The sequence below is a fragment of the Azospirillum oryzae genome (assembly GCF_008364795.1).
Classification (GTDB): Bacteria; Pseudomonadota; Alphaproteobacteria; order Azospirillales; family Azospirillaceae; genus Azospirillum; species Azospirillum oryzae.
On sequence record NZ_VTTM01000004.1, the window covers coordinates 213,439 to 237,874 of the forward strand.

General features: G+C 68.9%; 24 protein-coding genes. 21 read left to right on the top strand and 3 right to left on the bottom strand.

What is annotated here, in order from left to right; genetic code table 11:
- Window positions 1–14 precede the first annotated feature (14 nt).
- From FZ938_RS14405 to FZ938_RS14420, 4 genes are all read left to right on the top strand, one after another.
- Entirely contained in the window at window positions 15–1,379 is a 1,365-nt protein-coding gene (locus FZ938_RS14405) for a formimidoylglutamate deiminase (protein WP_149199178.1), read from the top strand.
- Window positions 1,376–2,914: a histidine ammonia-lyase gene (hutH, locus tag FZ938_RS14410; RefSeq protein ID WP_149199179.1), complete on the top strand. Its 1,539-nt coding sequence runs from the start codon at window positions 1,376–1,378 to the stop codon at window positions 2,912–2,914. Before FZ938_RS14405 ends, hutH begins: the two co-directional genes overlap by 4 nt.
- The gene (gene hutG, locus FZ938_RS14415; RefSeq protein WP_149199180.1) at window positions 2,911–3,726 is read left to right on the top strand and encodes an N-formylglutamate deformylase; all 816 of its coding nucleotides are present in this window, start codon (window positions 2,911–2,913) and stop codon (window positions 3,724–3,726) included. The genes hutH and hutG overlap by 4 nt, the downstream gene beginning before the upstream one ends.
- Window positions 3,727–3,822: 96 nt before the next feature.
- The gene (locus FZ938_RS14420) at window positions 3,823–4,458 is read left to right on the top strand and encodes a phosphatase PAP2 family protein (RefSeq protein WP_149199181.1); all 636 of its coding nucleotides are present in this window, start codon (window positions 3,823–3,825) and stop codon (window positions 4,456–4,458) included.
- Between the two features lie 4 nt (window positions 4,459–4,462).
- Here the strand turns inward: FZ938_RS14420 and FZ938_RS14425 are convergent, their stop codons facing one another.
- A complete protein-coding gene (locus tag FZ938_RS14425) occupies window positions 4,463–5,695 on the bottom strand; it encodes a plasmid replication protein (protein ID WP_149199182.1) in 1,233 nt (410 codons plus the stop codon).
- A 682-nt stretch (window positions 5,696–6,377) separates the two neighbouring features.
- On the opposite strand from FZ938_RS14425, the gene FZ938_RS14430 reads away from it, so the two are divergent.
- From FZ938_RS14430 to FZ938_RS14510, 17 genes are all read left to right on the top strand, one after another.
- Complete coding sequence (locus FZ938_RS14430) at window positions 6,378–7,280, top strand: helix-turn-helix domain-containing protein (protein ID WP_149199183.1); 903 nt, start codon at window positions 6,378–6,380, stop codon at window positions 7,278–7,280.
- Entirely contained in the window at window positions 7,277–7,918 is a 642-nt protein-coding gene (locus FZ938_RS14435; protein WP_149199184.1) for a hypothetical protein, read from the top strand. Before FZ938_RS14430 ends, FZ938_RS14435 begins: the two co-directional genes overlap by 4 nt.
- Window positions 7,919–8,066: 148 nt before the next feature.
- The gene (locus tag FZ938_RS14440) at window positions 8,067–8,729 is read left to right on the top strand and encodes a ParA family protein (protein ID WP_149199185.1); all 663 of its coding nucleotides are present in this window, start codon (window positions 8,067–8,069) and stop codon (window positions 8,727–8,729) included.
- Entirely contained in the window at window positions 8,726–9,295 is a 570-nt protein-coding gene (locus FZ938_RS14445) for a hypothetical protein (protein WP_109151800.1), read from the top strand. Before FZ938_RS14440 ends, FZ938_RS14445 begins: the two co-directional genes overlap by 4 nt.
- Window positions 9,296–9,352: 57 nt before the next feature.
- Window positions 9,353–10,273, top strand: a complete 921-nt coding sequence (locus FZ938_RS14450; RefSeq protein WP_211101061.1) for a LysR family transcriptional regulator — start codon at window positions 9,353–9,355, stop codon at window positions 10,271–10,273.
- A 171-nt stretch (window positions 10,274–10,444) separates the two neighbouring features.
- A complete protein-coding gene (locus FZ938_RS14455; protein ID WP_211101062.1) occupies window positions 10,445–11,785 on the top strand; it encodes an ABC transporter substrate-binding protein in 1,341 nt (446 codons plus the stop codon).
- Window positions 11,786–11,874: 89 nt separating this feature from the next.
- A complete protein-coding gene (locus FZ938_RS14460) occupies window positions 11,875–12,741 on the top strand; it encodes a branched-chain amino acid ABC transporter permease (RefSeq protein ID WP_149199186.1) in 867 nt (288 codons plus the stop codon).
- A complete protein-coding gene (locus FZ938_RS14465; protein WP_149199187.1) occupies window positions 12,741–13,775 on the top strand; it encodes a branched-chain amino acid ABC transporter permease in 1,035 nt (344 codons plus the stop codon). The genes FZ938_RS14460 and FZ938_RS14465 overlap by 1 nt, the downstream gene beginning before the upstream one ends.
- Entirely contained in the window at window positions 13,772–14,491 is a 720-nt protein-coding gene (locus tag FZ938_RS14470) for an ABC transporter ATP-binding protein (RefSeq protein WP_149199188.1), read from the top strand. Before FZ938_RS14465 ends, FZ938_RS14470 begins: the two co-directional genes overlap by 4 nt.
- 4 nt (window positions 14,492–14,495) lie before the next feature.
- The gene (locus tag FZ938_RS14475; RefSeq protein WP_246799025.1) at window positions 14,496–15,263 is read left to right on the top strand and encodes an ABC transporter ATP-binding protein; all 768 of its coding nucleotides are present in this window, start codon (window positions 14,496–14,498) and stop codon (window positions 15,261–15,263) included.
- 182 nt (window positions 15,264–15,445) lie between these two features.
- Complete coding sequence (locus tag FZ938_RS14480) at window positions 15,446–16,234, top strand: putative hydro-lyase (RefSeq protein WP_149199189.1); 789 nt, start codon at window positions 15,446–15,448, stop codon at window positions 16,232–16,234.
- Between the two features lie 91 nt (window positions 16,235–16,325).
- Window positions 16,326–17,093: a substrate-binding periplasmic protein gene (locus tag FZ938_RS14485; RefSeq protein ID WP_149199190.1), complete on the top strand. Its 768-nt coding sequence runs from the start codon at window positions 16,326–16,328 to the stop codon at window positions 17,091–17,093.
- Between the two features lie 57 nt (window positions 17,094–17,150).
- Window positions 17,151–17,918, top strand: coding sequence for a 5-oxoprolinase subunit PxpB (gene pxpB / locus FZ938_RS14490; RefSeq protein ID WP_149199191.1), 768 nt, complete (start codon window positions 17,151–17,153; stop codon window positions 17,916–17,918).
- Window positions 17,915–18,937, top strand: coding sequence for a 5-oxoprolinase subunit C family protein (locus tag FZ938_RS14495; RefSeq protein WP_149199192.1), 1,023 nt, complete (start codon window positions 17,915–17,917; stop codon window positions 18,935–18,937). Before pxpB ends, FZ938_RS14495 begins: the two co-directional genes overlap by 4 nt.
- Before the next feature lie 38 nt (window positions 18,938–18,975).
- Complete coding sequence (locus FZ938_RS14500; protein ID WP_149199193.1) at window positions 18,976–20,550, top strand: methyl-accepting chemotaxis protein; 1,575 nt, start codon at window positions 18,976–18,978, stop codon at window positions 20,548–20,550.
- Between the two features lie 43 nt (window positions 20,551–20,593).
- Window positions 20,594–21,355: a 5-oxoprolinase subunit PxpA gene (locus tag FZ938_RS14505; protein WP_149199194.1), complete on the top strand. Its 762-nt coding sequence runs from the start codon at window positions 20,594–20,596 to the stop codon at window positions 21,353–21,355.
- A gap of 303 nt (window positions 21,356–21,658) precedes the next feature.
- Window positions 21,659–22,387: a porin gene (locus FZ938_RS14510; protein WP_281497485.1), complete on the top strand. Its 729-nt coding sequence runs from the start codon at window positions 21,659–21,661 to the stop codon at window positions 22,385–22,387.
- 161 nt (window positions 22,388–22,548) lie between these two features.
- Here the strand turns inward: FZ938_RS14510 and FZ938_RS14515 are convergent, their stop codons facing one another.
- The gene (locus FZ938_RS14515) at window positions 22,549–23,220 is read right to left on the bottom strand and encodes a hypothetical protein (protein ID WP_149199196.1); all 672 of its coding nucleotides are present in this window, start codon (window positions 23,218–23,220) and stop codon (window positions 22,549–22,551) included.
- An 86-nt stretch (window positions 23,221–23,306) separates the two neighbouring features.
- Window positions 23,307–24,434 carry a cysteine desulfurase family protein gene (locus FZ938_RS14520; RefSeq protein ID WP_149199197.1) on the bottom strand — a complete coding sequence of 376 codons (1,128 nt, stop codon included), beginning with the start codon at window positions 24,432–24,434 and terminating at the stop codon, window positions 23,307–23,309.
- Between the last annotated feature and the right edge of the window lie 2 nt (window positions 24,435–24,436).

Here is a 24,436-nt window from a genome sequence, read left to right on the forward strand (position 1 = left end):
GCGAGGACGCCCTCATGAGCAACCTGTTTTTTGCCTCGGCGCTGCTGCCGGACGGCTGGGCGGAGGATGTGCTGGTCACGGTGGACGAGCGCGGCCGGATCGTCTCGGCGACGCCCGGCGCCGCCTGCCCGGCCGATGCGGAGCGTTTTGCCGGGGCGGCGGTCGCCGGCATCGCCAACCTGCATTCCCATGCCCACCAGCGCGCCATCGCCGGGATGGGAGAAAGCTCCGGCGAGGGCTCCGACAGCTTCTGGAGCTGGCGCGAGGTGATGTACCGCGCGCTGGACCGCATGGAGCCGGAGGATTTCGAGGCGGTCGCCGCCCAGCTTTATGTGGAGACTCTGAAGGCCGGCTTCACCGCCATCGCGGAATTCCATTACCTGCACCATGACCGCGACGGGCGCCCATACGCCGACCCGGCGGAGATGAGCCACCGCGCCGTCGCCGCCGCGCGGACGGCCGGGCTGCCGATCACGCTGCTGCCGGTGCTCTACAACGCGTCGGGCTTCGGCGGCACGCCGCCGACCGCCGGACAGCGCCGCTTCATCCATGACGGGGCAGGGTTCGCTCGGCTGACCGAGTCCCTGCGCGGCGCCTATGGCGAATCCTCCGACGTGCGGCTGGGCATCGCCCCGCATTCGCTGCGTGCCGTAACGGACGAATTGCTGACCGAGACGGTCGCCGCCAACCCGCAAGGCCCGATCCACATCCACATCGCCGAGCAGCGACGGGAGGTCGAGGACTGCCTCGCCTTCCGCAGCAGCCGCCCGGTGGAGCATCTGCTCGACACCCAGCCGGTCGATGGCCGCTGGTGCCTGATCCACGCCACCCACATGACCGGGGCGGAGGTCGCGGGCGTCGCCGCCAGCGGTGCGGTCACCGGCCTGTGCCTGACCACGGAGGCCAATCTGGGCGACGGCTTCTTCGCCGCCGAGTCCTATATGGCGCAGGGCGGGCGCTGGGGCATCGGCTCCGACAGCCACATCTCCGTCAGCCCGGTGGAGGAATTGCGCTGGCTGGAGTACGGCGCGCGGCTGACCAGCGAACGGCGCACCGTGCTGGCCGGCGGCCCCCGCCGCTCCACCGCGCGCCGGCTTGTGGAGGACGCCCAGGCCGGCGGGGCGCAGGCCACCGGCTTTGAGGCCGGGCGCATCGCCGCCGGACTCCGCGCCGATATCGTCGTGCTCGACACCGATCACCCGCTGCTGGCGGCGCGCAAGGGCGATGCGCTGCTCGACGGCTGGATTTTCGCCGGCAACACCCCCCTCGTGCGCGATGTGGTGATCGCCGGACGCGCAATCGTCCGCGACCGCCGCCACCCGCGCGAGGAGGAAATCGCCGACCGCTTCAAAAAGACACTTGGGAGACTTCTGGGATGAGCGAGACCATCACCCTGGTTCCGGGCGCGCTGTCGCTCGACACGCTGCGCAGCATCTACCGCGGCCGTCCGGCCCTGACGCTCGACCCGGCGGCCTATCCGCGGATGGAGCGCTCGCGCGCCCTGATCGACCGGATCGCCGGCGGCGACGAGGCGGTCTATGGCGTCAACACCGGCTTCGGCAAGCTGGCCCACACCCACATCGCCGCGTCGGATCTGGAAACGCTCCAGCGCAACCTGATCCTGTCGCACGCCACCGGCGTCGGCGCCCCGCTGGCCGACGGCGTCGTCCGCCTGATCCTGGTCATCAAGGCGGTCAGCCTCGCCGTCGGCGCGTCCGGCGTGCGGCCGGCGCTGGTCGATGCGCTGCTGAAGCTCTATGAGGCCGACGTGCTGCCGGTGGTGCCGGGCAAGGGCTCCGTCGGCGCGTCGGGCGATCTGGCTCCGCTGGCCCATCTGTGCGGCGTGCTGCTCGGCATCGGCCATGTCCGGGTGAAGGGCGAGACGCTGCCGGCGGAAGAGGGGCTGCGCATCGCCGGCCTGCCGGTGTTTGACCTGAAGGCCAAGGAAGGCTTGGCTCTCATCAACGGCACCCAGGTGTCGACCGGACTGGCGCTCGCCGGCCTGTTCGAGATCGAGCGCACCTTCAAGGCGGCGCTGGTCGCCGGCTCCCTGTCGGTCGAGGCGGTGATGGGCAGCCACCGTCCGTTCGACGCCCGCATCAGCGCGCTGCGCGGCCAGCCCGGCCAGATCGCCGTCGCCGCCGCCTTCCGCGAGGTGCTGGCCGGCAGCGAGTTGAACGCCAGCCACCAAGGCCCCGATTGCCACCGGGTGCAGGACCCCTACAGCCTGCGCTGCCAGCCGCAGGTGATGGGCGCCGTGCTCGACCAGATGCGGCAGGCGGCGCGCACGCTGGTGATCGAGGCCAACGGCGTCACCGACAATCCGCTGGTTCTGGTCGACACCGACGAGGTGCTGTCCGGCGGCAACTTCCATGCGGAGCCGGTGGCGATGGCCGCCGACCAGCTCGCCATCGCGGCGTCGGAGATCGGCGCGCTGGCTGAGCGCCGCATCGCCATGCTGATCGACACCACCATCAGCGGCCTTCCCCCCTTCCTGGTGGCGGAGCCCGGTCTGAACTCCGGCTTCATGATCGCCCATGTCACCGCTGCGGCGTTGGCGTCGGAGAACAAGTCGCTTGCCCACCCCGCCAGCGTCGACAGCCTGCCGACCTCCGCCAACCAGGAGGACCATGTCAGCATGGCGACCTTCGCGGCCCGGCGGCTGGGCGACATCGCCGGCAATGTCGCGGACATCGTCGGTATAGAGCTTTTGGCCGCGATTCAGGGTCTGGAGTTCCATCGCCCGCTGAAGACGGCCGAGCGGCTGGAGCAGGCCATCGCCACCATCCGCGCCGAGGTGCCGCGTTACGAGGTCGACCGCTACTTCGCCCCGGATCTGGCCGCCATCGGCGCCCTGGTGCGCAACGGCGCGCTGGACCATCTGATGCCGGTATCCCTGGAGACCGCACAATGACCGACACCATCTTCGATCTGGTGCAGGGCGACGGGCCGCTGGTCATCAGCATGCCCCATTGCGGCACCGCGCTTTCCCCCGGTCTGGCCGAGCGGCTGACGGAGGAGGCGCTGACCCTGCGCGACACCGACTGGCACATCCCGCGCCTGTACGGCTTCGCAAGCGGCCTGGGCGCGACGCTGCTCAGTGCCCGTTATTCGCGCTACGTCGTCGACCTCAACCGGGCCTCGACCGGCGAAAGCCTCTATCCCGGACAGGCCACCACCGGCCTGTGCCCGGATGTGCTGTTCGACGGCACGCCGCTCTACCGCGAGGGCCAGGCGCCCGACGCGGCGGAGGTCGCGCAGCGGGTGGAGGGCTACTGGCGGCCCTATCATGATGCGCTGGCGGCTGAACTGGCGCGGGTGAAGGCGCGGCACGGCTTCGCCCTGCTCTATGACGCCCATTCGATCCGCAGCCAGGTGCCGCGCCTGTTCGAGGGGCGCCTCCCCGACCTGAATCTGGGCACGGCGCACGGCACCAGCGCCGACCCCGGCCTGATCGCCCGCGTCGTCACGGCGATGGAAAGCGCCGTCGCGGCCGAGGGGATGACCTGCGTCACCAATGGGCGCTTCGTCGGCGGCCATATCACCCGCGCTTACGGCCAACCGGGGCACGGCGTCCACGCCATCCAGATGGAACTGGCGCAGGACCGTTACATGGACGAGGAGGCGCCGCCCTTCGCCTATCGCCCCGACCGGGCTTCAAGGCTGCAGCGGGTGCTGACGGCGGTGCTGGACGCCTTCGCCGGCTGGCAGCCGGCGCAGGGCTGATCCGAACCGGAAGCAAGGCGGGCGCGGAACCGCCCCCGCCCGCCCTGCGTTCCTCTGCAGCGCCCATGCTGCGGCGCGGAAGGCAGAGGACCGGCGTTGAGCGACATCATTGAACAGAGCGGGGAAAAGAGCGGCATCGAGAATCCGGGCGGCGGCATCGGCTATGGCGGAAACCCGGTTCCCGCCATCCTTCAGCCCACCCTGACCGCCCTCGATGCACTCGATGCGCAGGTCCACGACATCGTCACCTGCGATCCCGGCCCGGTCAGCCATGCGCTGGCGACCGCGGGCCATTACGCCATAAAGCGGCATGTGCTGATCCCCGGCTTCGCCATCGCCGGCATCGTCGGGCTGCTGACCGGTCAACCGGATCTGCGCCGCGCCGGCAGCGTCGGCGTGGCCGGTCTGGTGGTGACGGCGACCGCCAGCCGCTCGATCAAGCGCTATGTGAAGCGTCGGCGCCCGGATGAATGCGCCCCGCGCCGCAAACCGGGATGGCGCATCAGCGCGCGGTCGCTGCCGTCCGGACATGCGGCGAGCGCTTTTGCCGCGGCGACGGCGCTCGCCACCGTCAGCCGGTCGCCGGCACAGAGCCTGATGATCTACGGAACGGCGGCGGCGCTCGCCGGCGGACGGGTGGTCCGACACCGGCATTGGGCATCCGACGTGCTGGCCGGCGCCCTGCTGGGAACGGCGCTTACGCTTGTGGCGCGGCGCCTTCTGGCGCGCTGAGCCGCTATTTCTTCGGCAGCGGCAGAGCGGCCTGTTGCGGCTTGGCCGGATCGGCGAGCCGCTTGGCGCGCTTGTTGCGGACCTCCGCCGCCTCCCCCGCCTTCAACGGCACGAAACCGTCGGGACGCATGGCGTTGCCGACGATCTGCTTGAGCAGGTCGATGTTGGTGGTCTGCACCCGGCGGCCGCGGCGGACCTGATCCAGGAACTTCTGCGACGGGGTCAGCACATAGTCGATGGCGTCGATGCGCTTGCCGACCTTGGTGTATTCTTTGTCGGCGACGTCGAGGATCCCCTCTTCCACCAGCGCGTCGACGGCGGAGGTCACCACGCGCAGCGTGTCGCGGCGGCGCGACCACTCGTTCATGCCGCTGTTCTTGATGATCTCGTCGGCGCTGATCGAGATCGGCTTCGCCTCGTCGTCGGCGGTGTCGTATTCGATCGACAGGCGGTTGTAGAGCCAGCGCGACACCGGCGACTTCAGCTTCATCAGCCAGGCGTAGGAGACCGGCTTGAACTCCAGATCGCGGATCGCGGCGGAGACCAGCGGGTTGAATTCCAGATAGGTTTCCTCGACCCCGCCATCCTCATCGATCAGATCCGGGCGCGAACGGATCGCCAGCACCGGGAAGGCGGTGGATTCCAGCAGGTTCTGCCCGCGGCTCTTCTTCCCCGGCTCGGCGCTGCCGCCGGTGGAGATGATGATGCGCGACCGCGCTAGGATGGTCAGGGATTCGCGGATGTCCTGGATCGACAGGGTGTGGTTGACCGCCCGTAGTTCGCGCTGGATCTCGTAGAGGCTGAAGCGCATCTGCACCTTGTCGCGGTTCTCGCCGGTCAGCGACAGGCGCGAGCGGTCCATGGCCAGACGGCGGACGACCTGCTCCACCACCTGCTCGCGCTCAGACGGGAAGATCTCGACTTCGACCAGATCCGGTCCGGCACCGGGAGCGCGGTCGTCCCTCTTCGCAGTGCTGAGCCGGTCGATACGGGCGGGTTGGACAGTCAGGCGATAGTTGCGGCCGCGGAAGGCGAACTCGCGCCGCACCGACTTGATGAAGTTGTCCTTGGTGACCAGCTCGCCCTTGTCCTTGGCGGCCTTTTCCTTGTCGTTGTCGCGGGAGACGAAGACGAAGCGCGGCGCCAGATCGTAGAGCGCGATCAGGTGCGATTGCGAACGGTCTTCCAGCTCGAACAGGATGAGTTGCGCGGCGCTGGTCGGGGCCATCTTGGTCATGAACGTCTCCGAAGGTCGGGAGTAACCATGGCGCGCCGGACCCGCCGGTGCAACAGAACGCGGAGAAATTACCGCATCCGGGATGGAGCGACAGCCCGCGCATATGGCGCCACCCCCCGCGATGATGGAGCAACGGCCCGCGGTTATGGAGCGACAGCCCGCGATTGGCCCGTGAGAACCGTCCTGCCGGGGTACGTGACCGTGACTCCTTGAAGAATCGGGAAGAATCGGCGCCGGTGGACCGGCGGGCTTGCCGGGCGGAACCGCGGGCTGCCACTCCATGGATGGCAGGCACGGATGCGAGAGGGACCGGATTGCCCGCGATTGCCCCTATCCGCGGTCCATCGCGGGCTGTTGCTCCAGGATTGGCCGGGATCGCGGGCGGGCGGCAGGGGCCAAATCGCGGGCAAAGGCTCCAGGACCGCGGCCAAAGGCATCAGGATTCCGATTCGGCAGGGAACCGCGAGCCGATGCTCCATGGTCGCGGGCAGGGGCTTTACGGTCGCGGGCTGTCGCTCACCATGTGCGGGCTGCCGCTCCATGGGGTGGTCATGGAGTGCCTGCCCGCGATTCGACTCTGCCATCAACCGCTTCGAATCCTCTGGACCAATCGTGACAGCCAGACATGCGGCCGTCCATGCGTCCGATCTTGCGCGGATGGCGCGGAGGAGTATCGCCACAGATGACCGAGAACAGCAAAAGCCCGAACCGCACCGGGCAAAACCGCTGGGGCCGGATCCCGGCCTGGTGGCTCGACCACCCGGACCTCGACGCCGACGGCCTCGCCGTGCTGGCGGCGCTCAGCACCTACGCCGACGAGGCGGGGGTGTGCTGGCCGTCGCAGGCGACGCTGGCGGACAAGCTGAAACGCAGCCGGCCGACCGTCAACCGGATCCTGGGCCGGCTGGAGGCGCTTGGGCTGGTCGGCATCGAACACCGCCGCTCGTCCAACGGCGGCCGGCTGAGCTGCCGGTATCGGCTGGCGCTGACCGTCGGGAACGCGGCGGACGAGAAGGCCGGCGATGGTGCAGGGGTGGACAGCCCCGCTGACTCAGCGGCGGACTCCCCCTGTTCACCGGCGAGTCACGAACAGCCTGAACCAGAACAGATTCCTGACACGCTCCACCGGCGTGCGGACGAGGGGATGGCACCGGCGGCCGAGGCGGTTCCGCAGGACTGGACGCCGCCGACCACCGACCGCGAGTGGGCGGCGGGACGCTTTCCCGACCTCGATGTCGATGGACATGCCGAACGCTTCGTCCAGCAGTGCCGGGCCCACGGTTACCGCTACCGCGATCCGGCTGCGGCATGGCGGTCGTGGCTTTTGCAGGACGCCGGGCGTATGGCGCCACAGCCCGCGGCAACGGCCGACGGATCCGGCGGCTGTGGATTTGGCGACCGTGGACTTGGCAACCGTGGATCGGGCAACCGTGCTGCGCGCACCGCTCCCCGCGCATCGACACCCGCCGCGGCATCCACCGCCGCCGCCAATGCGGAACAGCGCCTGTCGGCCTGGGCGAGCGTTGCGGCGCGCCTGAACGCCGGGCAATCGGCCACGCCTGCCAATCCCTGGGGGATCGCATGAGCAACCTGCACCCGTTCCCCGCAGCACCGGCCGTTCCGCCCAGCCTGCCGCTGCCCTTCGATCCGGCGATGGCCCCGGCCCTGCGCAGCCGGATGTTGCGCGGGGCGTTGCCGGAGCCGCTGCAACGGCTGCTCGACCGCGGGCAGGTCGGGCGCCACAGCCGCTTCACCGAGGACGGTTTCGCCGACGTGGTGGAGGACTGGACGCCGCCCGATGGGGTGACGCCGCGCCATGCCGCGCTTGCCCGCCGGGCGCTTGCGGAGATCGACGAAACCATCCTGGCGCCGGCACCGGCCAACCATCTGCTGGGCCGCGTGCTGGCATTGCTCAGCCATTTTCCGGCGAAGACCACGACGCCGGAGGTGGAGCAATTGCTCGCGATGGACTGGGCGGATGATCTGGGGGAGTTCCCGGCCTGGGCGATCGATCAGGCGGCACGCCGCTGGCGGCGGACCCGCAAATGGCGTCCGAGCATCGCCGAGATCCGCGCGCTGTGCGAAGAGGCCTGTGCCGCCGAACGGGCTCTGGCCGAGCGGTTGCGCGCCATCGCCATGGCCGGCGAGCGAAGCGGGGAGACGGGGGGCGGATCCGCCTCTGTGCGTCCGGTGCTGGCGTCGGCGATGCGTCGCATGCGATGATAGGCGCAGGGTCTGTCTTAGGAAGCCGGTCTGTGGCAGGGGCGACACCCTGTCGGGGCGGTGCGAAGCTAAGACATGTCTTAGATTTGCGCCACGGCCCGGCTTTGATAAAAAAGGCCGACAGCCGATGGCGATAAGGGGCATGGGAATGAGCAACGACACGGTACACGTGCCGGTGAAGCGCTTGCTGGTCAATGGCCCGAAGGGCGGGATCGGCAAGACGACGCTCAGCCGCAACATCGCGGTGGCGGCGGCGCTCGACGGCTGCGCGGTGGCGACGCTGGACCTCGATCCGCAGCGCAGCCTGACCAAGTGGTTCGCCAAGCGTCCGGACGGCATGGCGTCCATCACCCATTTCGAGGCGGGCATGACGCCGACCGACATCCGGGCGGCGCTGGACGGCATCGCGGGCTTCGACCTGCTGGTGATCGACACGCCGCCATCGATCGAGGACCATCCGGAAGAGTTCAAGCTGCTGGCGCTGTCGTCCGACCTGATCGTCGTCCCGACCGGACAGAGCGACGACGACCTGGATTCAGTGCGGCCCTGGATGCGCTTCGTCCGCCGCTATGGCAAGAACGCCGCCTTCGTCATGAACCGCGTCAAGCCGCGCACCCGCGGCTTCACCGAGGCGCAACGCAAGCTGCTGGGCGACGGCCGGATCTGCCCGGTCGAGGTGCCGGATTACGAGGACATCCAGTTCACCGCGGGCCGCGGTCTCGGCCTGTTGGAGCTGAAGGGGGGCAAGGGGGCCGAGCATGTCGCCGGCGTGTGGGCCTTCGTCCGTCACGAACTGGAGCTGGCGCAATGAGCGGGTTCAAGCAGGTTTCCAAGGCCCAGGCCCGCCGCCACATTGCCGTGGACGAACGGATCGAACGCATGTCGGAAGCGACGGTCGACCTTGTCCGCCGCGAGGAGTTCGTCCAGGAAATCTCCACCCTCTGGCGCAGCGCGCAGGAGAAGTTCCTGCTGATCGGCCGCTATCTGGTCCAGGCGCGGGCACGCCTGCCGCATGGCGAGTTCCAGGCGATGGTCGAGAACGAGCTGCCATTCGGCTATCAGGTCGCCTATCAGCTGCGCATGGTGGCGGAGGCGGTGGACAGCGGGCGATTGCCCGGACCGAAGTTGCCGCCGAGCTACGCCACCGTCTACCAGCTCGCCACCCTGACCAGCGAGCAGCTGCGGTTGGCCGACCAGCGCAACCTGATCCGGCCCGACGTCACCCGGCCGGAAATCGTCCGCTTCAAGCGCGATCTGCGGAACAAGGCGATCGACCATGTCAGCCGCCGCGAGGCGCTGGAGGCGGAGCGCGACCGGCTGCGCGAGCGGCTGGCGGTGCTGGAGGCGGAACTGGCGACGCTGGCCGACGAGGACTGAGGGCAGCCGGCGATGACGGTGCGGCGTGCGATGATCCGGAACGGGGATGGGTGAGGCATGCTGGATCTGAAATCGCTGGAGACCTTCATCTGGACGATGCGGCTGGGCGGCTTCCGTCGGGCGGCGGAGCGGCTGAACACCACCCAGCCCGCCGTCTCCGCGCGCATCGCCCAGCTTCAGGACGAGTTGGGCGTGCTGCTGTTCGAGCGTGTCGGCCGGCGGGTGGCGCCGACGCCGCAGGCGATGGTCCTGCTGACCTATGCCGAGAAGATGATGGCGCTGCGGTCGGAGCTGCTGACCGCGGTGGCGGACCGCAGCGCCATCCGCGGCGTCATCCGGCTTGGCGTGGCGGAAACGGTGGTCCACACCTGGCTCAGCCAGCTGATCGAGCGTCTGAACGCCCTCTACCCCGCCGTGTCTCTGGAAATCGAGGTGGAAACCTCCCCCAGCCTGCGCGATGCGCTCGCCCGGCATGAATTGGACGTGGCGGTGATGCTGGCCTCTTACACCGACGTGCGGTTCAGGGCGATCCCGGTCGGCAACTATCCGCTGGGCTGGGTGGCCAGTCCGGCGTTGGCGCTGCCGGCGGAGCCGGTGTCGCTGGCCGATCTGGCGGCTTGGCCGATCATCACCTTTTCCCGCACCACCCAGCCCTATGGCGTGATCCGCGAGATGTTCTCGTCCGTCGGCCTGCCGGTGCGGATGTTCGGCAACAGTTCGCTCGCCAGCGTCGTCCGGATGGCGGTGGACGCCGTCGGCGTCAGCGTGATCCCCACCGTCATCGTCCAGCGCGAATTGGCGGAGGGTCGGCTGCGGCTGATCCGGTCGCAGGCGGCCCTGCCGGGCATGACCTTCTGTGCCGCCCATTCCGCCACGGCGGAGAACCATATGGCGTCGGTGGTCGCCGATCTGGCGGCCGAGGTGGCGGCGAATTACGAGGCGACGACCGGCAACGAGGCGCCCCAGGCCGCTGGGTGACCCCGTGCGCATAGCCGAGCGATTGATCGTCACTGTTTATCAGTCCAGATCAAAACATACGATTGGACGGACCCAAGACTGTTCGTGTCATCATCCTGTCAGAGGCGCAATCGAACAGCCGCAAAGGCACGCGCCGCAAGCCACCAAGGCACTGAACAGAGGAGATTCACGATGCGGTTCGCGGCAGCGATCACCGAACCCACCCGCACGCCCACGGCCAACGCCCCCACCCGCCGGCAGACGATCAAGCGCATGCTTGCTGCGGCGGCCCTGCTGACCACAACCGCGCTGACCGGCATCGGCTTCGGTGCTTCTCCCGCCCATGCGGAGGACGAGATCCGCATCGGCGTGATCTATCCGCTGACCGGCGCCGCCGCCTCCACCGGTGTGGAACTGAAGGCCGCTGCCGAGCTGGCCGCCGCCATCGTCAACAAGGAAATCCCCGCCCCGCCGGGGCTGGTCGCCGGCATCGGCCTGCCGCATCTGAACGGCGCCAAGATCAAGCTGATCTTCGGCGACCATCAGGGCAACCCGCAGGTCGGCGCCACCGAGGCCGAACGCCTCATCACCAGCGAAAAGGTCGTGGCGCTGACTGGCGCCTATTTCTCCAACGTCACCGCCACCGCCAGTCAGGTCGCCGAACGCTATGGCGTGCCCTTCCTGAACGGCGAATCCTCGTCGGCCTCGCTGACCCAGCGCAAGTTCAAATGGTTCTTCCGCACCACGCCGCATGACGACCTGTTCGTCGGCAACTTCTTCACCTTCCTCGGCGACATGGAGAAGAAGACCGGCGACAAGCTGCGCAGCGTCGCGCTGTTCAACGAGAACACGCTGTGGGGCAACGAGACGACCAAGCTGCAGGTGAAGCTGGCCGAGGAGCAGAAGTTCACCATCGCCGAGAAGATCCTCTATCCGGCGAAGACGACGCAGATGACGTCGGAGGTCCAGCGGATCAAGGCCGCCGCCCCGGCGGTCATCATGCAGTCCAGCTATCTCGGCGACGCCATCCTGTCGATGAAGACCTACAAGGAGCTGGGCTTCTCGCCGAAGATGCTGCTGGCCAACGACGCCGGCTTCAACGACAGCGAGTTCCTGAAGACCATGGGCAAGGATGGCGAGTTCGTCATCAGCCGCGAGGTCTGGGCGCTCGATCAGGCAGAGCGCAACCCGCTGATCAAACAGGTCAACGACCTGATGCACCAGCGGACCGGCGTGAACTTCAACGGCAACTCCGCCCGCGCCTTCACCGGCATCGCCGTGCTGGCCGACGCGCTGGACCGCGCCGGCTCCACCAAGCCCGACGCGATCCGCGAAGCGCTTCAGAAGACCGACATCCCGGCCAGCGGCCTGATCATGCCGTGGAAGGGCGTCAAGTTCGACGCCAACGGCCAGAACGAGCTGGGCCAGGGCATCATCGTCCAGGTGCAGGGCGGCCAGTATGTGACGGTGTGGCCGTTCGACGTGGCGACCAAGCCGGTCGTCTACCCGATGCCGGCCTGGGACGGCCGCTGAGGCGGCACTTTTTCGTTGGAGCGATGGCGGGGGATATCCTGCCCGTCATCGCTCCTCCGGCCCACCCTGACCGCAAAAGGGGCGCGGCAATGACCGCAGACATTTTCATCCAAGTGCTCGTGTCGGGCCTGCTGATCGGGCTGATCTATGCCCTGGTTGCGGTGGGCCTGACGCTTATCTTCGGCGTGATGGACATCGTCAATTTCGCCCATGGCGAATTCCTGATGCTCGGCATGTATGCCAGTTTCTGGGCCTTCGCCCTCTTCGCCATCGACCCCATCGTGGCGCTTCCCCTGACCGCGCTGCTGCTGTTCGCGGTCGGCGTCATCGTCTACCAGACGGTGATCCGCCGCATCCTGAAGGCGCCGATGCTGTCGCAGATCTTCGCGACCTTCGGCCTGATGATCCTGCTGCGCGGTCTGGCGCAATTCTTCTGGAAGCCGGACCACCGGCTGATCCCGCACAGCCTGGTCAGCGGCAACATCGCGCTCGGCCCCGTGCAGTTCGGCCTGCCGCAGTTCGTCGCCGCCCTGGGTGCGGTCGGCGTCACCGGCGCCCTGTGGATGTTCCTGCACCGCACCCGCCTCGGCACCGCGCTGGAGGCGACCGCCATCGACCGTGAGGCGGCCACCCTGATGGGCATCGACGGGCAGAAGATGTTCGCCCTTGCCTGGGGCATCGGCGCCGCCTGTGCCGGTCTGGCCGGCGGGCTGATCGCCACCTTCTTCCCGATCTTCCCGGAGGTGGGGTCGAACTTCATCCTGATCGCCTTCGTGGTGGTCGTGCTGGGCGGCTTCGGCAGCGTCACCGGCGCCTTCCTGGCCGGCATCATCGTCGGACTGATCGAGGTGCTGGGCGGCTTCCTGATCGGCCCGGAATACAAGACCGCCATCGTGCTGTCGCTGCTGCTGGTCGTGCTGTTGGTGCGTCCGCGCGGCCTGCTGGGGAAAGCCTGATGACGACCGGAACCACTCTTTCACGCAAGGCGCCCATCTCGCGCAAAGCAATGGGCACCGGCGCCCTGCTGGCCCTCGCCGCCGTCCTGCCGCTGGCGATCACCGAGCCGTCGCAGCAGAACTTCCTGATCCTGATCCTGATGGGCGCCCAGATGGGCGTCGCCTGGAACATTGTCGGCGGCTATGCCGGACAGGTCTCGCTGGGCCACGCGGTGTTCTACGGCATCGGCGCCTACACCTCCACCATGCTGCTGACGACACTGGGGCTGACGCCCTGGATCGGCGCCCTGGCCGGCGGACTGCTGGCCGCGCTTTTCGCGCTCGCCATGGGCTGGCCCTGCTTCCGGCTGAAGGGGCATTATTTCGCCATGGCGACCATCGCGGTGGCGGAGATCATGCAGATCCTGGTCACCAACAGCGACTTCCTGGAGGGCGCCGTCGGCCTCTACCTGCCGATGGACCGCGGCGGCTGGGGCTGGCTGATCTTCCTGTCCAAGCTGCCCTACTACTACATCATCCTCGGCCTGTTGGTGCTGACGGTGCTGGTGTCCTGGGCGATCGAGCGCAGCCACATCGGCTATTATTTCCGAGCCATCAAGGACGAGCCGGAGGCGGCCCGCGCGCTGGGCGTCAGCCTGACCCGCTACAAGCTGATCGCCCTGTCGGTGTCGGCGTTCCTGACCGCGATGGGCGGTAGCTTCTACGCCCAGAAGGAGATGTTCATCGATCCGGGCTCCGTCTTCGCCGGCACCATCTCCATCAAGATCGCATTGATCGCCATCCTGGGCGGGGTGGGCCGGCTGACCGGCCCGGTGCTGGGCGCCGTCATCCTCATCACCATCGAAGAATACAGCCGCACCCTGTTCGGCAGCACCGGATCCGGCACCGACATGATCATCTACGCCGCCATGATCATCCTGGTCGCCGTGTTCAGCCCGTCCGGCGTGCTGGGCCTGCTGGGGGACCTGCGGCGCCACTTGCCGGGCGCCAAGCCCGCTGCGGTGAAGACCGAGAAGATGGAGGTCCGCCCATGAACACCGCTCCCCTGCTTGCCGTGGACGGCTTGGGCAAGGCCTTCGACGGACTGGTTGCCAACCGCGACATCAGCTTTGTCATCCATCATGGCGAGATCGTCGGGCTGATCGGCCCGAACGGTGCCGGCAAGACCACGCTGTTCAACTGCCTCGCCGGCTTCCACACCCCCACCACCGGCCGCATCGCCTTCGAAGGGCGCGATGTCACCGGATCGACGCCGGAGGCCGCGGCGGCGCTCGGCATCGCCCGCACCTTCCAGATCGTCCGCGTCTTCCAGTCGATGACGGCGCTGGAGAATGTCATGGTCGGCGCCATGCTGCGCAACAAGCGGGTCGCCGAGGCGCGTGACCGGGCGGAGGAGGAACTGGCCTTCGTCGGCCTGTCGCACCGGGCCGACACCCCGGCGTCCGACCTGACGGTGTCCGAACAGAAGCGGCTGGAGGTCGCCCGCGCGCTCGCCACCGAACCGAAGCTGATCCTGCTGGACGAGGTGATGGCCGGCCTGAACCCGACCGAGGTGCGCGAGGCTTCTGCCCTGGTCCACCGCATCCACCAGCGCGGCATCGCCAGCATCATCGTCGAACATGTGATGGAGGGCATCATGCCCATCGCCCACCGGATGCTTGTGCTGGATTATGGTGCCAAGATCGCCGACGGCACCCCGGCCGAGATCGCCGAGAACCCGGCGGTGATCGCCGCCTATCTGGGGGAGTGAGACGATGCTCCAACCGACGCTGTCCGAACCCGTCCGCCCGGTGGCCGTCGCGCCGCAGGGCGAGGCGATGCTGCAGGTCCGCAACATCCAGTCCAGCTACCGCCGGGTTCCGGCCATCCGCGACGTCAGCCTGACCCTGAACCGGGGCGAGATCGTCGCGCTGGTCGGCGGCAACGGCAACGGCAAGTCCACCACGCTGCGCGCCGTCGCCGGGCTGAACGCGCTGGATGGCGGGTCGGTCCTGCTGAAGGGCCAGGACATCTCATCCGTGTCGGCCCACGAGCGGGTGAAACGTGGGCTGGTCCTGGTGCCGGAAGGCCGCCGGCTGTTCCCCCGCCTGACGGTGGAACAGAACCTGATGCTGGGCGGCTTCACCACCAGCGATGCGGCCAAGCGCGAGGAAACGCTCCAATTCGCCTACGACACCTTCACCGTGCTGGGCGAGCGGCGCAAGCAGCAGGCCGGCACCCTGTCAGGCGGTGAACAGCAGATGCTGGCGATGTGTCGCGGCCTGATGAGCCAGCCCGACCTGCTGATGCTGGACGAGCCGTCCTGGGGCGTCGCGCCCAAGCTGGTTACCCGCATCTTCGAGACCATCCAGTTGATCCGCCGGCGCGGCATCACCGTGCTGCTGGTCGAACAGAACGTCCACCGCGCGCTGGAGATCGCCGACCGCGGCTACGTCATCCAGACCGGCCGCGTCGTGATGGAAGGCAGCGGCCAGGACCTGCTGGGCAATGACGAGGTGCGGCAGGCGTATCTGGGCATGTGAGGGAAGTCGGCTTCGATTGCCCCCTCCCCAACCCTCCCCCGCTTCGCGGGAGAGGGTGCCTTCTGCGAAGCGGCGACGGTCCCCTCCACCGCCAAAGGCGGGGGAGGGTCAGGGAGGGGGCATCGCACTTTTCCCCACCTGCACAATTCCAAACACAAACACCAACCCCCCGGACCATCCCCATGACCACACCCTTCCTCTCCGCCGCCGCCGAACGCCTGCGCATCCGCAGCGGCGCCGTCAGCGGCCAGACCGCCGGCCTCGCCCCCGGCCATGTCCAGGCCAACCTCGCCATCCTGCCGGCGGATTGGGCCGGCGACTTCCTGCGCTTCTGCCAGGCGAACCCGCGGCCCTGCCCGCTGCTGGCGGTGTCGGAGGCCGGCGACCCGCGCCTGCCGACGCTGGGCCACGACATCGACATCCGCACCGACGTGCCGCGCTACCGCGTTTATCGCGACGGGGTGCTGGCAGACGGGCCGACCGACATCACCGATCTGTGGCAGGATGATTTCGTCGCCTTCCTGATCGGCTGCTCCTTCTCCTTCGAGGAGGCGCTGTTGGCCGATGGGCTGCCGGTGCGCCACATCGCGATGAACCGCAATGTGCCGATGTACGAGACCAACATCGCCTGCACCCCCGCCGGCCGCTTTCGCGGCAACATGGTGGTGTCGATGCGGCCGATGGTGCCGAAGGACGCCATCCGCGCCATCCAGATCACCTCGCGCTTCCCGTCGGTGCATGGCGCGCCTGTGCATTTCGGCGACCCGGCGGCCATCGGCATCCGCGACATCGCCGATCCCGAACATGGCGAGGCGGTTCCCATCGAACCCGGCGAAGTGCCGGTCTTCTGGGCCTGCGGGGTGACGCCACAGGTCGCGATCCGCAACGCCCGTCCGCCGATCGCCATCACCCACAGCCCCGGCGCCATGCTGATCACCGACCTGCTGAACACCCACCTGTCGGTGCTCTGACCGCGCCTTCTCCCTCTCCGTTCCAAATCCCAGCAACACCGGCCGCCGCGCGGGCAAACCGCCTCGCGCGGCAACAGTGGAGGCTTGCCCGATGCCGCGTCCGTTCTCCTCCCGCCTGCTGCCCTCGTCCATTCTTGCGGCCAGCCTACTGGCCGTCGCTGGGCCGGCCTCGGCCGACCAGTTGCGCATGGTGGCGCTCAGCTTTCCGCCGCTGATCTATGACGACGGCGGCAAGCCGGCCGGCATCGCCTATGACATCGTGACGGAGGCGATGAAGGCCGCCGGTCACAGCGTGACGGTGGAGATCATGCCGTGGGCGCGGGCTCTGGACACCGTACGCGAGGGCGGGGCGGACGCCATCTTCACCGCCTACAAGACGCCGGAGCGCGAGCAATTCCTGAACTACTCCACCCAGGTGCTGGTGCCGCAGGTGGTGTCGCTGTTCGTGGCGAAGGACAGCCCGGTCAGCTTCGACGGCGACCTGTCCAAGCTGGCCGACCGCAAGTTCGGCGTGGTCAACCAGATCAGCTACGGCTCCATCGTCGACGATGCGATCAAGACCGGCGTGCTGCCGGCGGTGGAGAAGTCGAACGACAGCGACAGCAACGTGAAGAAGCTGGTCTCTGGCCGCTTCGACGTGATGCCCAGCAACCGCTATGTCGCGCAGTATTTCCTGAAGCAGGCGGGCGCCCTGGACAAGGTCAAGGAACTGACCCCGGCGGTGCAGGACATTCCCAGCTACATCGCCTTCACCAAGGCGCGCGACACCACGACGCTGCGCGACGAGTTCGACAAGGGAGTCGCGGCGATGAAGGCCAGCGGCGCCTATCAGCAGATCCTGGACAAGTACGCCCGCTGACAAATGCCCGCCGAGCGGCGGGCGCCTTCCCCTTCGACCAGATTTCGAGAAGCCGCCATGAGCGTGACCACTTCGTTCCCGGCGCCCGTGCTGCGGCCGGCCGGGGACAGCGCCCTGATCGTCGAGTTGGGCGACGGCATCGCCCAGGACCTGAACGCCGCCGTCCACCGGTTGGACCGCCGCATCGCCGACGCCGCCCTTCCCGGCATCGTGGAGACGGTGCCGACATACCGCTCGATCCTCGTGCAGTTCGACCCGGCGGTGACGGCGGCGGAGCCGCTGGGGCAAGCGCTGCTGGGCCTCGCGGCGGAGCTGACCCAGACGGCGGCGGAACCGCAACTGCGCTGGATCGTGCCGGTCTGCTTCGGCGGCGCCCACGGCGAGGATCTGGACGATGTGGCTCGCCGGTCTGGCCTGAGTGCGGAGGAGGTGGTGCGGCTGCACTGTACCGCCGACTACCGCGTCTACATGCTGGGCTTCTCCCCCGGCTTCGCCTATCTCGGCGGGCTGCCGGAGGTGCTGCACCAGCCCCGGCGCGAGAACCCGCGCATGGTCACCCCGGCGGGCAGCGTCATGCAGGGCGGGGCGCAGGCGGCGATTTCCCCCATCGCCATGCCCAGCGGCTGGCACCTGCTGGGCCGCACCCCGGCGCGGACCTTCGATCTTAAAAGGGAGCCTCCCTTCCTGCTGGCGCCGGGCGACCGCATCCGCTTCACCGCCATCAGCGCCGCCGAGTTCGATCGGCTGGAGGGCCTCAGCGGCTATCTTCCCGACTGCGAAACGGTGACCGCACCCGCCGCCCTGCTGCAGGGAGCCGCCGCATGACCACCCATCTTCGTGTCGTGGCCCCCGGCCCCAGCTCCACCATCCAGGATCGTGGGCGGGTCGGGTATCAGCGCTATGGTGTCTCTGTCGCCGGGGCGGCCGATCCGCTGTTGCATGCCGTCGCCAACGCCCTGGTCGGCAACCGGCCGGGGGAGGGGGCGGTGGAGTTCACCCTGGCCGGCGACAGTGTGGTGGTGGAAGGCGGGCCCGTGCGCATCGCCGTCGCCGCCGATGCCGAATTGACGGTCGATGGCGAACCGGTCCCGTCCTGGACCAGCCTGCGGCTGACCGACGGGCAGAGCCTGCGCATCGGTGCCTTGCGCAGCGGCATGCGCGGCTATTGGGCGGTGGAGGGCGGCTTCGCCCTTCAGCCGGTTCTGGGCAGCATCGCCACCCACATACGCAGCCGTATGGGTGGGCTGGACGGCGGCGCGCTGAAGCCCGGCGACCGGCTGCCGTTGGCTCTGGATCAGGCGGCGGACCGGGGAGAGCGCTGCCTGGATCCATCGCTGTTGCCGGGGCGCGGCGGACGGCTGCGCGTCATGCTGGGACCACAGCAGGATTACTTTACCCCAGCCGGGATCGAGGCCTTCCTGGAGGAGGACTATACCGTCAGCCACGAGGCCGACCGCATGGGCTGCCGGCTGGACGGCCCGGTGATCGAGCATGCACGCGGCTTCAACATCACCTCGGACGGCATCCCGCTGGGCGCCGTGCAGGTGCCGGGCACCGGGCGGCCCATCGTGCTGCTGGCCGACCGCCAGACCACCGGCGGCTATCCCAAGATCGCCTGTGTCGTCGGGCCGGACGTCGCGGCGCTGGCGCAGATGCGGCCGGGCGAGCGGCTGCGCTTCACCCCGGTCGATGCGGCGGAGGCCGGACGCATCCAGGCCCGCCACCGCGAGATGGTGGACGGCTTGCCGGCGCTGTTGCAATCGGCCGGCGGTTTCGCGCTGTACGACAGCGGCCGGCTGCTCGGCTTCAACCTGATCGGCGGCGTCGTCACCGGCTGGGACTGAGCCCGCCTCTTTCCGTTACCCACAATGGAGGTCTCCCGATGCTGCAGCGTGTGGGCCGTACCCTTGCCATGCGTGTCGTCGTTCCCATCGCGTTGATGGTCACGGTCATCAGCGCGACCGGCATAGCCGCCGTCGTCACCGTCAACCGCGAGGATGCCCGCACCGCATTGGAGGACCGGGCCGCCGTCACCGTCCGCGTCATCGCCGGCGGATTGGCGGAGCCGCTGTGGAACGTCGATGCCGAATCCGCCGCGGCGCAGTTGGCCGCGCTGTCCAACGACCCCGATTATCTCGGCAGCCGGGTGCTCGACCCCAAGGGGCAGGTCTTCGCCAAGAGCGGCGACGTGTCGGACGGCGACCCGTCGGTGCTGGTCCGCCGCGCCGAAATCCAGCGCAAGACCGGCGCCCGCGTCGATACGCTGGGCACGGTGGAAATCCACCTGTCGCCCCGTCGGGCGGAGGGGCAGGCGCGGGACCGGGCATGGCTGCTGGCCGGCGGTGGGCTGGCGGCGCTGGTGGCGCTGTGCGGCGTGCTGTTCCTGATGGTGCGCGGCGCCACCCGGCCCATCGTCCGGCTGACCGGGGTGATGACCCGGCTGGCCGACGGCGACATCGCGGTCGATGTGCCGTCGCTCGACCGCCGCGACGAGATCGGCCGGATGGCCGAAGCCGTTCAGGTCTTCAAGGAGCAGGGTGCGGCCAAGCAGCGGCTGGAGGCCGAACAGGTCACACTGCGCCGGCAGGCCGAGGCGGAGCGGCATGCCGCCATCGCCGCGGTCGCCGACGATTTCGAACGGCGTGTCGGCAGCGTGCTGGGCGAGGTGCTGCGGACCACCGACGGCATGGGCGCCGCCACCCGTGGCCTTGCCGACGTGGCGGAGCACAACGGGGAGGTCAGCCGGCAGGCCGCCGGCAATGCCGCGGCGGTGAATGCCTCGGTCGACGGCATGGCCGCCGCGGTCGATGAACTGGTCGCGTCGATCCGCGAGATTTCCGCCCAGGCCCAGCATTCGCAATCCATCGCCGACGAGGCGTCGCGTCGGGCCTCAAAGGCCACCGAACAGGTGGCCGGGTTGGTTCAGGCCTCCGACCGGGTGTCGGCGGTGGTGACGCTGATCCATGCCATCGCCAAGCAAACCAACCTTCTCGCGCTGAACGCAACCATCGAGGCTGCGCGTGCCGGGGAGGCCGGCAAGGGCTTCGCCGTCGTCGCCGGCGAGGTGAAGGCGCTGGCGACGCAGACCGCCAAGGCGACCGAGGACATCGAGACGCAGATCCGCGCGATCCAGGGCTCCACCGGCTCGGCCGCCGACGAGATTATCGAGATCGCCCGCGTGGTGGAAGACCTCAGCCAGATCAGCGCCTCCATCGCCGCGGCGGTGGAGGAGCAGAATGCGGCGACGGCGGAAATCGGCCGCGGCGTCAGCGAGGCGGCGCAGGGGGTGCGCGCGCTGCTGGGCGACGTCAACGCCACCTCCGACGTCGCGGGGCAGACCGGCGCCGCGTCCAACCAGCTGGACGGCGCCGCCGGCATGCTGGCGGAGCAGATGGGGACCATGCGCAGCGAGGTTGCCGGCTTCATCCATTCCCTGCGACAGTCGGATGCGGCGTGAGAACGCCCGACAGCTTCGTTTGACTGACTTGAGAGAAAACGCCATGCCGAGCATCGATCTGAATTGCGACATGGGGGAGGGGTACGGCGCCTGGACCATGGGCGACGACCGGGCGATGCTGGACATCGTCACCTCCGCCAACATCGCCTGCGGCTTTCATGCCGGCGACCCCACCATCATGGCCGACACCGCCCGGCTGGCGGGGGAGAAGGGCGTGCGCATCGGCGCCCATCCCGGCTTCGAGGATCGCCCCGGCTTCGGCCGCCGGGTGATCCGCGGCATCACCATCACGGAGGTCGAACGGCTGGTCGCCTATCAGGTAGGCGCGCTCCAGGCCTGCGCCGCGCTGTCGAGCCAGCGGGTGACCCATGTGAAGCCGCACGGCGCGCTCTACAACATGGCGGCGGTGGAGCCGGATCTGGCCGGCGCCATCGCCCGCGGGATCAAGGCGGTGGACCCCGCCCTGCTATTCGTCGTCCCGCCGCTGAGCGCCATGGAGCGCGCCGGGCAGGATCTGGGCCTGCGCGTGGCGCGCGAGGCCTTCGCCGACCGCACCTATGAGGATGACGGCACGCTGACGCCGCGCAGCGTCGCCGGATCGGTGATCCACGACCCGAATCTGGCCGCGGCGCGGGTGGTGCGTATGGTGCTGGACGGGGCGGTGGAGAGCCGCCACGGCACCCGGCTGCCGATCGTCGCGGATACCATCTGCGTCCATGGCGACACGCCCACCGCGGTGGCGATGGCAGCGACGGTGCGCCGCGCGCTGGAAGCGGCGGGGGTGGCGGTGGCGGCAGTGGCGTAAGGGCTGCCACTTGCTGAGTTAGACCCCCACCCTAACCCTCCCCCGCCCAGCGGGGGAGGCTAAGTGGGGGCATCCGTAAGCCTGCAGTCTCCCACATCCTCCCGCAATACGCGAACACCCACGCATTTTTGCATCGCAGCATGCAAAAGCCGGGTCACAGTTTTGTCAGAATTTTAGACGAACATCCCTCAAACCGGAAAGGATACACAGGGCCGTATCGACCAAACGGACAGTCGACCATCGGCCGAACAGCACAGGGCTTGCCAAATGAAGCGAAAAATTTCCATGCCTATTCTGGCGGCAATGGCAATTTTATCGGCAAGCGGTGCGTCCGCCGATATTCTATACCAAAAGGGTAGTGTTGCAGATCAGCGACATTTCTTGGCCGTCGATGTCTCGTGGGGGGAGCTGGAAATCGGACAGGCCGACAGCGCCCGCAACCGGCTGGTGGGGGCGGCGGCCTTGCCGCCGGCCGCCGGTGCCGGAAGCCGGACGGCGAAGCTGACCTACTACACCCCGCCGCTGCGTGGATTCGAACTGGGCGCCAGCTACACGCCGATGCCGCGTGGCGTCGGCGACATGCCGGATCCGCGCGAGGCGATGCATCTGGTGGAGGCGGCCGTCCGCAAGACCATCCTGATGGGCGGCGTCAGCACCCGCCTCTCCGCCGGAACCAGCCGGGCACGGGTGCGCGGCGACAGCCGCCGGCTGCCGCGTCAGTCCTGGATCGTCGGAACGCAGTTCGCGTGGCAGAGCGTGACGCTGGACGGCGACCTGCGCCAACAGCAGGAGGCCGACGGCCTGTCGGTCCGCAGCGTGAACGCGGCCCTGGCCTATGGCCGCGGCGACATGTCCCTGTCCTTGCGGGCGAGGCGGACGCTGCCGGAGAATGGCGCGGCCAGCGACCATTACCTTGCCGATCTGGCCTACCACATCACGCCGCGCTGGCAGGTGATGGCTGACACCAACATCGACACCGGTGCCGGGTCCATGGGCACGGTGGTCAAGGTCGGCACCCGGCTGGTGTTCTAGGGTCTGTCCGATGCTTATCAAAGCATCGGACAGACTCTAGCCTTCTGATTTTCCGTGCGATTCACGCTTCAGACGATTCCGTCTGAACCGATCGCACTCTAGCGGCACCGGAATCGGCGGGGAGATGGCGCCTCCCCCCGTCGTTACGAGAAATGAGCCGTTCAGTTCGCCGCGAAGCAATAGAGCAACCCGGCGCCGCCGGTGCCCTTCAGCGCGTCCTGGCTGCAGCCGCCGCGCGAGGCATGCGAGGAATTCCAGGATTTCGCCGGGGGCTGCTCGTCCAGGCCCATGCGGTCATGGTGGCCGAGCATGGCGGCGCCCTCGGTGCCGCTCCTGGTCCAGTTGCCGCAGGTCATGTCCTGGCCGGCGGGGAAGGCGGTGCCGTCCGGCTGCGACCCGGTCAGGATGTCGTGCGTGTTGGGCTGGTCGCCGCGGCCGTTGATCGTTTCACCCTTCTCGTTCAACGCGGTCTGCTTGTTCAGGGCATTGGTCCCATGCAGCTCTTCGACCGAGCGGGCGATCACGTCGCCCTTGGCGTTCTGCCAGGGGCCCTTGCCGATGCGGTCGCGCGCGTCGACCGCCGGCTGGCCGTCGGCGGCCTGGGTGCTGAGATAGGCCCGCCATGTGCGGCTGCCGGCGCCGGCAGCCTGGGCCAGCTGCTGGCAATGCCGGTCGGCGCCGCTCAGCCCGCCGAGATCGGCTCCCTTGCCGGTGCCGACGCTGGTGACGAAGAACGTCATGGCGGACGGGCCGGTCTGCTGCGCCGCCGCAGCCCCTGGGATCGCCAACAGGAAGGCGGCCGCCGCTGCGATCCGGACGCTTGCACTGAACATGGGTTTCCTCCGTTGCTGTTTGTTTCGTGGCCGGGATCGACCTTGCCGGCCGAGCCGGTTGGATGAAGACGCTCAGGACGGACGATTCATTCCCCTGATTTCGCCGAACCCAGCGCGGCGGCCAGCCGGTCGGCCGCCTCGTCCACCTCCGCTGCCGTCGTGCCGCGGCCGATGCCGAAACGCACGCTGGCGTGGGCATCCATGACGGAGAGGCCGAGCGCCAGCAGGACATGCGATGCCTCGCTCGCGCCGCTGTGACAGGCGGAGCCGGTGGCGACGGCAAGCTCCGGCAGATCCAGCAGCCGGTCGGCGGCGTCGATGCCGGGTATGGTGACGTTCAGGCAGCCGGCCAGACCATCCGCCGTGCCGTTGCGGCTGATGCCGGGCAGGCGGCTCCGCAGCCGGTGCCACAGCCGGTCTCGCAATTCGCTGATGCGCCGGGCGTCCTCTTCCCGCCGTTTACGGGCCAGCCGGCAGGCGGCGCCCAGCCCGACGCAGAGCGGCGTCGGCAAGGTTCCGCCCCGCAGGCCGCGCTGCTGCCCGCCGCCGGGCGAGGCCGGCACGGGCCGGAAGGGGCGGCGGACGATCAGGGCGCCTATTCCCATCGGTCCATAGAGCTTGTGCCCCGACAGGCTGAGGCCGTGGATCCCGAGCGCCGCCATGTCGAGGGCGCGCGTGCTCAGGGCCTGCACCGCGTCGCTGTGCATCGTCGCACCATGGCGCGACGCGACCGCCGCCAGTTCGGCCAGCGGCTGGACTGTCCCGACCTCGTTGTTGGCGGCCATCACCGACACCAGCGCCGGTGTCGGCAAACCGGACAGGGCCTCGTCCAAGGCGGCGGGATCGACACGGCCGCCGGCATCCACCGGCAGGATGGCCACCGCATGGCCGCGCCGCCGCAGCTCCGGCAGGCAGCCCAGCACGCTGGCATGCTCCACCGCCGAGACGACGCAGCCGCCGCCCGCCGGAACCCCGCCCAGCAGCGCCAGCGTGTTGGCTTCGGTGGCGCCGGAGGTGAAGACCGCCTCGCCCGGCTGCGCGCCGACCAGGGCGGCGACCTCCGCCCGTGCCTGCGCGATGGCGTCGGCGGCGCGCCAGCCGGCCGGATGGGCGGCGTGCGGGTTGCCAACCGCTTGGCCGCGCATCCAGGGCAGCATCGCCTCCAGCACCAGCGGGTCGAGCGGCGTCGAGGCCAGATGGTCGAGATAGATCATGG